The 12,174-nt window shown below is 54.8% G+C and carries 9 protein-coding genes; 7 read left to right on the top strand and 2 right to left on the bottom strand.

The annotated features are described in order from the left end of the window. Window position 1: 1 nt before the first annotated feature. Window positions 2–757: a transcriptional regulator, IclR family protein gene (locus C6366_RS00470; RefSeq protein WP_107735388.1), complete on the bottom strand. Its 756-nt coding sequence runs from the start codon at window positions 755–757 to the stop codon at window positions 2–4. Between the two features lie 762 nt (window positions 758–1,519). Here C6366_RS00470 and C6366_RS00460 point away from each other — a divergent pair. From C6366_RS00460 to C6366_RS00425, 7 genes are all read left to right on the top strand, one after another. After that, window positions 1,520–2,722, top strand: coding sequence for a hypothetical protein (locus C6366_RS00460; protein WP_146164729.1), 1,203 nt, complete (start codon window positions 1,520–1,522; stop codon window positions 2,720–2,722). 24 nt (window positions 2,723–2,746) lie between these two features. Continuing rightward, entirely contained in the window at window positions 2,747–3,958 is a 1,212-nt protein-coding gene (locus C6366_RS00455; protein WP_107735385.1) for a hypothetical protein, read from the top strand. 71 nt (window positions 3,959–4,029) lie between these two features. Next, entirely contained in the window at window positions 4,030–4,395 is a 366-nt protein-coding gene (locus C6366_RS00450) for an SH3 domain-containing protein (protein ID WP_107735550.1), read from the top strand. A gap of 246 nt (window positions 4,396–4,641) precedes the next feature. Further along, complete coding sequence (locus C6366_RS00445) at window positions 4,642–4,890, top strand: DUF6868 family protein (RefSeq protein ID WP_107735384.1); 249 nt, start codon at window positions 4,642–4,644, stop codon at window positions 4,888–4,890. Between the two features lie 583 nt (window positions 4,891–5,473). Next, window positions 5,474–5,974, top strand: a complete 501-nt coding sequence (locus C6366_RS00440) for a GNAT family N-acetyltransferase (protein WP_107735383.1) — start codon at window positions 5,474–5,476, stop codon at window positions 5,972–5,974. A 182-nt stretch (window positions 5,975–6,156) separates the two neighbouring features. After that, a complete protein-coding gene (locus C6366_RS00435; protein ID WP_107735382.1) occupies window positions 6,157–6,492 on the top strand; it encodes a cupin domain-containing protein in 336 nt (111 codons plus the stop codon). A 244-nt stretch (window positions 6,493–6,736) separates the two neighbouring features. Continuing rightward, window positions 6,737–8,359, top strand: a complete 1,623-nt coding sequence (locus C6366_RS00425; RefSeq protein ID WP_107735380.1) for a long-chain fatty acid--CoA ligase — start codon at window positions 6,737–6,739, stop codon at window positions 8,357–8,359. A gap of 252 nt (window positions 8,360–8,611) precedes the next feature. On the opposite strand, the gene carB is transcribed toward C6366_RS00425, so the two are convergent. Continuing rightward, window positions 8,612–11,806, bottom strand: a complete 3,195-nt coding sequence (gene carB / locus C6366_RS00420) for a carbamoyl-phosphate synthase large subunit (protein WP_107735379.1) — start codon at window positions 11,804–11,806, stop codon at window positions 8,612–8,614. Window positions 11,807–12,174: the final 368 nt, after the last annotated feature.

The raw sequence follows: 12,174 nt of genomic DNA, 5'->3' as shown, positions 1-12,174 counted from the left end.
ATCAGTCCTTTTCCGGATACTGGTGGTTGAATCTCTGTTCGATGCTTTCCCTTGCTTCTACCATTCCGGAGACGATCCTGTCGCGGATTTCGCTCCTGTTGAGACGCGCCTCAAGCACCCCAAGTCCCAGAACCAGCACGGTTCGCTCCTGTTCCCTGATGGGAACGGCGAACCGCCGCATCCCCGGATAGAACAGGCCGCCGTCATCCTGGATCCGCGTTTGAAGAGCTTCCCGGATCATGTTCTTCACGTCGTCCAGGGAAATTTCTTCACGATGCGCCGCAAGCTCTTGCTGCAAAAATCCTTCGTCCCGGAGTTGCACGGGGTCATGGAAAAACACCGAGCCCACCACGGGCAGGCTCAAGGCCAGACTCTGCCCCGCGGACCACATGGACGGCGAGTGCGGGGCCACGAAGCTTTCCAGACAGAACAAACTGCCTTGGGAGCAGGTGAACAGATTCACGGACGCCTGGAATTCTTCATGTAGCCCGCGCATATGCGCCCTGACGACCCGCATGGGGTCGTTGCTTCTGGCCGCGGCCTTGCCCCAGAAATAGGCCCTGGTGCCCAGGACGTACGTTTTTCCAGATGTCTTTTGCAGGACATCCATGCCCAGAAGCTCCTTCAGGATCTTGTTCACCGTGGTCGGACTGGGGTTGCCCAGGAAGATGCGGATAGCCGAGAAACCAAGACCTTCCGGATGCCTGGATATTTCGTCGACCACTTTGAGTGCTCTGAGAAGGGTTGTTTCACTCATGTCTTGTACTCATATATGTAGTTAGATATGTGAATGTGTATTGGTTAGCATCTGCGACCAAGGCTGTCAAATCTCGCAACGCACTCACTTCTCTTCGCCATGACCGCGAGGCAAGTCCGGCCAGTCATCACGGCACGGCGTCGCCACCCTGCCCGCGGCTTACCGCACGTCGGGCGGCAAGGCCCCTTTGGCCTGTACCACGCTTTTGCGGAACAAGCTTGCAAACCCCTTCCGCTTGAATTACGGCCAATCATGTTAATGTATGTTAATGTCATACGAAAGCGGCTCGGCGTTCCTTCCCCGGCCCGCGCCGGTCACGCCGCGGTCGGGAGCCACCCATTAGCCGAGCTCCATGGCCTCCAGCTTCCGGTCGCAGTCGGCCAGGACATTGGAATCGTCGAGATGATTGGCGGTGCACTGCTTGGGGCGTAGAGTTTCACAGGGTTCACTTTAATTGCGTCGAAGTCGGCTTTATGCAACGTCCCTGAGGATGAACCCATGGTTGCCGCATAATGCTGACTTCAACCCAAGGCATAAAGCTGACCTCAGCACCAGATGAATGCTATGATTGGCAGTTTATCATTTTGAAATAATTTGTAAAAATCTATAGCCGATAATTGCTTGAAACGGTATTGATCAACCCAGATGGAAGGAAGTGGTTTTTTTGCGAAGTCAGAATAATAACGCTGTTCCCGCGACGCATCCGCGTCGCGGGAACGGGCCGGGGCTGACTGCGTCCGCCCCGGCCCGTTGGGCAACCATATGAAGCCGAAGTTCAATTACATCCCTATCAAGCTCATCTGTAATGAGGATGCGCCGAAGAACTCGAATCTTTTCAAGCGCTCGGACTTTTTCAAGTATGCCTTCTCCATCAAGCGCGATCACATGGTTGGGTGCGCTACGGACGATCTCAATCGGGATTCCAGCTTGGACATTTGGAAAGAGATTTCACCTCGAGACGGAAGGTATGAGTTCGAGCTCGCTGTTCAGTTGCCTTTTTTCTTGCCCAGGCACGGAGATGCCGATGAATATGCCGTTACGATAGGGAATATGGAATACGTTGTTTCCAACAGGCATTGCGAGGTGTTTCTGGACGGTAAACCAGACGAATATTTCCTCGCACACTACCTGAGTCGGGAAGGCTTGGCAGAGAAGCTCAAAACTAAGCTGAACCAAGTCATCATGGCCAAATCTCTTGTAATCGCTAAGTTCGTCGCTGAAGCTGCATCCGCTTCCGATGCCGTGGAAGCAAGCTTCGCGGACTGGATAGCGATTCTGAACCGCGATTTACCTACTCTCATCACCGCAATGCGTTACCATCTCGACGAGGATTCCTATGAGGTGCCAGAGTGCAATGACATCGGCAAGTTCTGCCCCATCTATGTTCTGTGTCAAGGTACGGAGATAGGTAAGCCTCTCCGTTTTGCGGCACACGTAGCAGCCTGTCAGATACAGCCGTTCTGTAAGTTCTCATGTGACATCTCAACCATTGAAGCTTTTTGCGCAGGAACGACAGATATCGATATGCCCAAAGTTCTCTTGGACAGGGCTACACTTCTGCTTAGGTCTGGTGAGCTTTCCCTAGCGTGCATTCTCGCTTGCATGGCCTGCGAAACATTTTTGACTGACTGCATACGACAGGAGCTCCTTGGCCGAGGACTGACAAAGTCAAAGGAGAAAGATGCTTTTAACGACTTGACATTCTCACAGATGCTGAACCTGCTTTCATACTTTCTCCTTGATATGACTGACCAGACAACCAAGACAACTGTGGGCCGAATCAACGCCTTGCGTAAGCTCCGAAACGACATAGTGCATAATGGCAGATGGTTGGGAGTAGATTCACAGCAGGCGGTCAAGGATGGCATAGCTGCCCTCAAGGGCATACGCAACAAGATCGGAGCCCAACCAGAAGCGACACCGGACGGGGATTCCGCTGCTGCCTCATCCCCGCCGGTGAGCTAACCGTTAAATGTATCAGGAATAGTTTTGAAAAATCCAGACCTTGATAAAATATTTAGTACTATACCGGGCGCACAAAAAGCCGCAGATGGTTTTATAATAAGTGGCGAAAATGCAAGATTTCATGTGTTTGGCGTGCTTACAGAAGAACAAACTAAGGGTCTTGCAACTGAGGAAACCTTTTATCTGCCATTCTGCACCAAAGAGGAAATATTAAGAATAAGAAACCAAAGCAGTTCATCAGATTATTTGCTTTGGTTGCGAGCGGAGGCCATAGCAGATTCTCCACGTGCGGTGCGAGTATTCAGAAAACGTGCTGCGGGGAAGAAAGGTTGGTCACTAACAAAATATTACAGGGACAATTTTTCCTATGACAAGAAATATTTGGAGATGGCAGGGGGAAAATTCAAGTCAAAAACATCCAACATCCCTGCAGGCATGGCATTTGTTCGCGATGTTAACGCGATGTGTATTCATACGAAGTTCGGGAATGTGATTGTTGCTAATGAGGCACTTACATTTTTTCTTTACTATATGAACATAGTGTTTCTTGGAAGAGAACATGGAATTGACTATTCCGATATCTCAGCATCTTTAGCTATCGCTATTCGAATTATGCTGGGAAGTGAGTCGCTTGATTTCGACATTGATCCTAGGGGTGATTTGCCTCCGAAAATTCATAAAGAGATCTCGAATTATACAGAGTTACAACTCATTTTTATATTTGGACATGAATATGCCCATCACACTCTTGGCCATTTGTCGTCGTCAAGCATTAAAAAATATCCTTTACAAACAATTATGCATACCGAACGAAGCGATATAGATATAAAAGCCTATAGCTATGAGCATAAAAAGGAGTATAATGCAGATTTATATGCGATAAAAAAAATACGCAATAATAATCACTTCCGAAGTATTATGGCCGATTCTGCCTTTTTAATTTTCATTTATTTTGACATTCTTGATCATGTTCTTCAATACTTGGCGCTTAGAGATAACATATCAAAAACACACCCAAATCCGTTAGATAGATTGTGGCATCTCCGCGGTAAACTCAAAAGCAAAATTGGCGCATCAGTTGATACAATAAGATCCTATCTTAAAGTTTCTGGCCAAATAAAAAATTTACTTATTAAAGAATGGTTGCCTTTTCGAATTGATGAATTAGAAAGATATGGATCAATATATTTACCATCATACAAAAGGAAGATACTCATTGACCGGATTGATTTTTGATATTTAACAACTTGCTACACGGGAGCGCAAAAAAACGCGCCCCGCCCGGTAGCCAGAACAAGGGAAGCTATATGAGCGTCAAGAAGTATCTCGTCGTCAGTCCACACGAAAGTGAGTTCCCTAGCCCCATAACTTTCAGGAAAGGTGCTCCTCTTGTCGTTGGTGAGGAATATGAGGGATCGGAGGGCTGGGATAATTGGTTTCTCTGCAGCACGCCAGGGCAGGAGCCAGGATGGGTTCCCGGTCAAATCATTGAGCGTTTGGACGGTACGGCGGGGCGTGCGCTTGATGACTACACGGCCAGAGAGCTTGATGTGCAAGAAGGAGAGGTGCTCATTGGCACAAGAGCCTTGAATGGTTGGCTATGGTGTGAGAAATCCAACGGCTCGGCGTCGGGCTGGGTGCCGTTGGAGAACCTGAAAGAGATTCCGGAGTAGCTGATTCGTGTCTACAGGGCCATCAAATTCGCTCCCCGCGGCCACCGGACGCTCGTTCCTCGCGCTGTCTAAGGAAAGCGCTTTGGAGAAGGGTGGTTTCGGTAAGAATATGAATAGTGGTGGGTCAAGAGCAGACTTGACCCTTCTTCACTTTTAACAAGTCGTTGTTGTCGGACAATTTTTCCACAGCTTCGTGGCTCCATAATTACCGCAAAGCTCTGCTTTTGGTGGATATAGGAGAACGAAATGAATATTGATCTGCTGACACAGTTTTTCATGTGGTGCACCATCCTGAACGTGGCGTTTCTGGTGCTATCGTTTCTGGTCGTAGCATTTGGATTCGGCGGAGATTTCGTTTATCGAATGCACGGCAAGTTTTTTCCTATGCCTCGGGAAACATTCAATGCGGTTATTTACTCATTCATTGGCATGTACAAGATTTTCGTATTCGTCTTCAACATTGTACCGTGGATTGCACTGACAATCATCGGGTGACGACGTTCACCAAGCAAAACCTCGGAGTCGACTTCGGGGTCCGCGCCGAGCGCTCCACCCGAAACGCCTCAAGGCTGGCTGCGTCCATCCGGCACGTTAGCAGTCCGTTGAAAAACTCCCAATTGCTGCGTCGCTGCAAAAAGTTCAAACTCTCACGTATGAATAAATACGCTTCGATCTTGAACTTTTTTTGCTTCTTGCACTTTGGGTTTTTGAACGGACTGAGGATAAGGACTTTTTCAACACTCAGTCAAGGAAATCGCTGACGAACACACTGGACATATTGAAATATTGATGGAGTACAACTCCTAACCGCATGAAGCGGATCGCGTCGTCGAGATCCAGCTCTTCAGATCGTTTCGTGGCGATGATACACTTTCTTGTATCGCGGAGGCATTTGGATACGGACCTACCGTGCAGTCAGCAGAATCCTGCTCCGCCTCCAATCCAGGCTGAAGAAGGAAAAGGCGCTTCGGAGAAAAGTGGATTCGCAGAAAAAACACTTGCGAGCCAAAGCAGACTTGACCCCGTTCCGCGGCAAATCGAAGATATGACGCAGCCACTATGGCGACGAAGATAAATCATGACTGATGAACAATTCGAATCATTCTGGGAAATATACTCTGAATCATTTCCGGAGTACGAGAAAAGAGATCGTGCCGGCCAACTAGCCGTACTTACAAGAAAAGAATATGCAGTGAATTTCTATTCTGAGGCTGACAGCATGATGGGTTTTATCGCCTATTGGGATATAGGCGGATATTATTTTGTTGAACACATTGCCATTGCCGAAACAGGCCGAGGGCGTGGTATCGGCTCCATTCTAATGAACAATTTGATCCAGTCTGGAAGAAATGTGGTTCTCGAAGTGGAACCGCCAGTGGATGATACAACTCTCAGAAGAATCAAATTTTATGAACGATTGGGATTCCATCTGAACCAGCACCATCACATCCAGCCTCCATTACAGGCTGATGGCAGTGCATTGCATCTGAAGCTTATGTCATTCCCCGATAAAATCTCTGTAGAAGATGCCGAATTGATTGAGAAAAGCCTTCGAGATATTGTCTATGACGATCGGTAGCCCAGCCTGGACAAATCAAAGTATCGTTCCTGGTCAAATCATTGAGCGTTCAGACGGTACGGCGGGGCGTGCGCTTGATGGCTACACGGTCAGAGAGCTTGCAAAAGCTACGGCGTAAGACTTGGCTCGTCCAGCCGAAGCGCATGCAACGCGTTGAACTCTGTAGAGAAGGAGATTAAGAATTGGAAAACATTTTCCCCCCTCCGATCAAAGCTTTGCCCGAAGCTGATATACCCATCGACGGCATCACGTCGTATTTGTCGCAAGCCGCTGACCACCAATTGCTCTTCATGCAGTTTGAAAAGGATGCTGATCTGCCGGAACATTCACATGCGGCGCAAGTTGGTTTTGTTTTGAGCGGTGTCATCGAATTGACCATCGACGGTGTAAAAAAGCAATTCAGGAAAGGCGATATTTATTCTATTCCCGCCGGCGTTTTGCATTCAGGAAAGATTTATGAGGGATATTCAGATATAACCTTTTTCGCGGAAGCTGGTCGGTATAAAGCGAAAAGATGAACTCTTTCATACCCATTTTGTCGAGCAGTCAGGAAATGTCGGACCACTCAGTATTATCCAAGGCAAGCATGATGATAGAGAAGATAGTCAGTAACGGTTTCATCCTGCTCTTTCTCCAGGACGTCACGATGCAAGAACAACAGGCGGCGTTTGCCAGGACATTACGGATTATGATCCTGAGTCCAGTGTAACGTCGATCTGAGAGTGTCATTTTGAAAGAACAAACAAAATTAAAGGAACATCCATGCAACCATCCCAGCAACTGCTGATCAAAAATCTTTTTCAGGGCCCTATTCAGAACCATCCGGATCAGGAAATCGTCTACGGCGAATTCCGTCGCTTCACCTACGCCGGGTTCCGCGAACGGGTGGCCCGGCTGGCGGGGATGCTGCTGGCCCGGGGCGTGAAGCCCGGGGACACCGTGGCCGTCATGGACTACGACAGCCATCGCTACCTGGAGTGCTACTACGCCGTGCCCATGATCGGCGCGGTGCTGCACACCATCAACATCCGCCTTTCCCCGGAGCAGCTGGTCTACACCATCGGCCACGCCGAGGACGACGTTATCCTGGTCAACGCCGACTTCCTGCCCCTGCTGGAGCAGATCAAGGGGCGGCTGGACACCGTGCGCGAGTATATCCTGCTCACGGACGGCGAAGAGGCTCCGCAAACAGCCTTGCCGTTGTCCGGCGAGTACGAGGCCCTGCTGGCCGCCGCCGAGCCGCTGGTAGTGTTTCCGGATTTCGACGAAGACACCCGGGCCACCACCTTCTACACCACCGGGACCACGGGCCTGCCCAAAGGCGTCTTCTTCAGCCACCGGCAACTGGTCCTGCATACCCTGGCCGGGTTGACCGCCTTCAGTTCCAACGCCACCCAGGGCCGCTTGCACCGCGAGGACGTATACATGCCCATCACGCCCATGTTCCACGTCCATGCCTGGGGCATCCCCTACATGGCGACCCTGCTCGGGGTGAAACAGGTCTATCCGGGCAAATACATTCCCGAGGTGCTGACCCGGCTGATCAGCACGGAAAAGGTTACCTTCAGCCACTGCGTGCCGACTATTCTGCACATGCTGCTTTCTGATCCCAAGTGCGCGAGCTACGACCTGTCCGGCTGGAAGGTGGTCATCGGCGGGGCGGCCCTGCCCAAGGCCGTGTGCAAGGCGGCCCTGGATCGGGGCGTGGACATTTTCGCGGGCTACGGCATGTCCGAGTCCTGCCCCATCCTGACGTTGACCCACCTGTCCAATGCCGAACTGCTTCAGGATCAGGAGAGCCAGATCGCCCTGCGCGTCCGCACCGGCCGTCCCCTGCCCCTGGTCCGGCTCCGCCTGGTCGACGACGCCGACCGGGAAGCGCCCGACGACGATAAAACCCCCGGAGCCCTGCAAGTCCGCGCCCCGTGGCTGACGAGATCCTATCTCAAGGATGAGCGCAATTCGGAAAAATTATGGACCGACGGCTGGATGAACACCGGAGACGTGGCCTGCCGCGACGCCTCGGGCAGTCTGCGCATCACGGATCGGACCAAGGACGTGATCAAGGTCGGCGGGGAATGGCTCAGTTCCCTGGAACTGGAGGACATCATCCTGCGTCACACGGACGTGGCCGAAGCCGCGGTGATCGGCAAGCCGGACCTGCGCTGGGGAGAAACGCCCCTGGCCCTGGTCGTGGCCAGGCAGGGCGTCGCGCTGTCGGAAAAGAGCATCGCCCACCACGTCAAGAGCTTCGTGGACAAGGGCGTGCTGCCCAAGGAGGCGGTACTGGTCAAAGTCCGCTTGGTGGAGTCCGTCGCCAAGACCAGCGTGGGCAAGACCAACAAGGTCGCCCTGCGGGAGATGTATTTGAAGGACGGGGAGTAATACCAATTCTAATCCGATAATGCGTTCTTCGCTTGAAAAAAATGGAGTTATCGGGGTCGGCGTCGGAATCGGAATCGATACTGTATGTTCGTCAATACCGTTAATTCGACCCCGATACCGATTCCGAAAGAGAAGCTTTGAAGTGGAGATGATATAGCCGGGGCTGACCGGAAATGATCCCTGGCACCGAGCCTAAACGGGGCGCTGGAGCGCCCCTGGCTGCTTCGGCGCGGCGAAGCGGGATACGCGCCACTACCTGTTGTAGTCCTGCAGGAACCTGACCTCGTCGGTGTTATGGCGCGCGGCGGCAAGGCCCTTGACCGTGGCCGCGGCGGCGGCCACGGTGGTGATGTACGGTACGCGAAACTGGATGGCGGCCTTGCGGATGTAGGAATCGTCCACGGTGCTCGTCTTGCCCGCCGGGGTATTGACCACCAGCCGAATCCGCCCGTTCTTGATCTCGTCCACGATGTTCGGCCGACCTTCATGCATCTTCAGCACGGATTCCGCGGGAATACCCCGGCTCTCCAGGAAATCCCGGGTGCCCTGGGTGGCGATGACTTGGTAGCCGAGTTCGCGGAACCCCTGGGCCACCTCCGGGATGGCCTCCTTGTCCCGGTCGTTGACCGAGATCAGCACCCCGCCCTCCCGGGGCATTTCCTGGCCCGCCGCCACCTGGGACTTGTGAAAGGCCAGGCCGAAGGAATCCGCCAAGCCCAGAACCTCGCCCGTGGAGCGCATCTCCGGGCCGAGCACCGGGTCCACTTCCGGAAACATGTTGAACGGAAACACCGCTTCCTTGACGCCGAAGTGCCTGGGATGCCGCTCGGAGAGCCCCAGGTCGGACAGCTTCTCGCCGAGCATGATCCGGGTGGCCAGGCGGGCCATGGCGATTCCGCAGACCTTGGAGACCAGGGGCACGGTCCGCGAGGCCCGTGGGTTGGCCTCCAGGACGTAGACCTTGTCCCCGGCCACGGCGTACTGAATGTTCATCAGGCCGACCACGTTGCAGGCCACGGCGATCCTCCGAGTGTACTCCCGGATGGTCTCCAGGTGCTCGGGCTTGATGCTCACCGCCGGGATGACGCAGGCCGAGTCGCCGGAATGCACGCCGGCCAGTTCAATCTGCTCCATGACCGAGGGCACGAAGGCATCCGTGCCGTCGGCGATGGCGTCCGCCTCGGCCTCAATGGCGTTTTCCAGGAATTTGTCGATGAGAATCGGCCGGTCCGGAGTCACGTCCACGGCAGCGGCCAGGTAGGCTTCCAGCATTTCCCGGTCATGCACGACTTCCATGCCCCGCCCGCCAAGCACGTAGGACGGCCGAACCATCAGCGGGTAGCCGATCCGCCCGGCCACGGCCAGGGCGTCTTCCAGGTTCACGGCCATGCCGGATGCGGGCATGGGGATGTCCAGACTCTGCATCAGTTTGCTGAAGCGGTCCCGATCCTCTGCCAGGTCGATGGTTTCCGGCGAGGTGCCCAGGATGCGCACCCCGGCCTGGGCCAACTCCGCCGCGATATTCAAAGGCGTCTGCCCGCCGAACTGAACAATCACCCCCTCGGGCTGCTCCTTCTCGTAAATGCCGAGCACGTCTTCCACGGTCAGCGGCTCGAAATAGAGCCGGTCGGAGGTATCGTAGTCCGTGGACACGGTCTCCGGATTGCAGTTGACCATGATGGACTTGAACCCGGCCTCGCGGATGGCCAGGGCCGCGTGCACGCAGCAGTAATCGAACTCGATGCCCTGGCCGATGCGGTTGGGCCCGCCGCCCAGGACCATGATCTTCCTGCCCCCGCTGACCGGGAGGTGATGCGCGGAATTGTAGGTGGAAAAATAGTATTCAGCGTCTTCCCGCACGCCGCTCACGGGAACCGGCTCCCAGGCCTGGCCGCGCCCCAGGGCCAGGCGCCGCGTGCGGACATCCTTCTCGGAAACACCCGAAAGCCTGGCCAGATAGCGGTCTGAAAAGCCGTCGCGCTTGGCCTGGATGAGCAGATCGTCCGGAACGGGCCGACCCTTGTGGGCCAGAATCCGCTCTTCGAGCTCCACCAATTCCCGCATCTGCTCGATGAACCAGGACTTGATGAACGTCTTGCGGTGCAAAGCATCCACGCTCACGCCCTTGCGCAGGGCTTCGTACATCACGAACAATCGTTCGCTGGTGGGCAAGGCCAGCAGCTCCAGCAGCTCTTCGGCGGATTTCCGGTGATAATCCTTGGCAAAGCCAAGGCCGAAGCGGCCCCGCTCCATGGAGCGCACGGCCTTTTGCAGCGCCTCCTTGTAATTCTTGCCAATGCTCATCACCTCGCCCACGGCCCGCATCTGGGTGCCCAGGGCGTCCAGGGCCCCGGGGAATTTTTCGAAATCCCAGCGCGGAAACTTGACCACCACGTAGTCCCCCCAGGGCGTGTACTTCTCCAGGGTCTGGTCCCGCCAGTAAGGGATCTCGTCCAGGGTCAGGCCGCAGGCCAACAGCGCGGAAACATAGGCGATGGGAAAGCCCGTGGCCTTGGAGGCCAGGGCCGATGAACGCGAGGTGCGGGGGTTGATCTCGATGATCACCACCCGTCCGGTTTTCGGATCGTGGGCGAACTGGGTGTTGGTGCCGCCGATGACCTCAATGGCCTCCACGATGTCGTAGGCGTGTCGTTGCAGCCGCTCCTGCAGCTCCCGGCTGATGGTCAGCATGGGCGCGGTGCAGATGGAGTCTCCGGTGTGCACGCCCATGGGATCGACGTTCTCGATGAAGCAGACCGTGACCATCTGGTTCTTGGCGTCGCGGACCACTTCCAACTCCAGTTCCTCCCAGCCCAGCACGGACTCTTCCACCAGGATCTGCCCGGTCATGCTCGCGGCAATGCCCCGCCGGGCCACGGTGCGCAGTTCCTCCAGGTTGTACACCAGGCCGCCGCCGGTGCCGCCCATGGTGTAAGCCGGGCGGATGACGATGGGAAAACCCAGGCGCGCGGCGATGGCCTCGGCCTCTTCCACGCTGTAGGCCGGCTCGCTGCGTGGCATTTCAATGCCCAGGCGGCCCATGGTCTCCTTGAAGGCGATCCGGTCCTCGCCCCGTTCGATGGCGTCCAACTGTACGCCGATGACCTTTACCCCGTACTCATCCAAAACCCCGGCCTTGGCCAGCCCGGATGTCAGGTTCAGACCGGTCTGCCCGCCCAGGTTGGGCAAAACCGCGTCGGGCCGTTCCTTGGCGATGATCCGGGTCAGGCTTTCCACGTTGAGGGGCTCGATGTAGGTGACGTCGGCCGTTTCCGGGTCGGTCATGATCGTGGCCGGGTTGGAATTGATCAGCACGATCTTGTAGCCAAGACCGCGCAGAGCCTTGCAGGCCTGGGTGCCTGAATAGTCGAATTCGCAGGCCTGGCCGATAATGATCGGGCCGGAACCGATGATCAGAATCTTGTGGATGTCCGTTCTTTTGGGCATGGGATGGGCTACCTCGTCATCGCGGAGCGGGTGGATGGGTGCAACCGGAATTCAGCCGAATTCAACGAAAACCGGGGCCGTTGCGGATGGCGCGCCCCCGCGCGTCAACCGGATACCACTTACCCGAGTTTTTCATCTATTGCCAGTAATGCGGATGCGGGGAACCGCCGGATGAAGAACCACGCTTCCGCGGGGCACGAACAGAGACCGGACATATTCTGATCACCAATAGGCTCTGGATGGTCCCACTTGAACTCGTTTGGCTCGGGCCGTACAACTGGCCACGGACAGGATGACAGCCCCGAATAGATGCGCTTGGAACAGGAGGCATCCACCTCCTCACCGTCGAGTACCACGCTGGCAATGAT

The sequence above is a fragment of the Desulfonatronum sp. SC1 genome, assembly GCF_003046795.1.
Taxonomy (GTDB): Bacteria; Desulfobacterota; Desulfovibrionia; order Desulfovibrionales; family Desulfonatronaceae; genus Desulfonatronum.
Note: the sequence above shows the minus strand (reverse complement) of the source record. Positions and strands in the feature narration are given on the sequence as shown.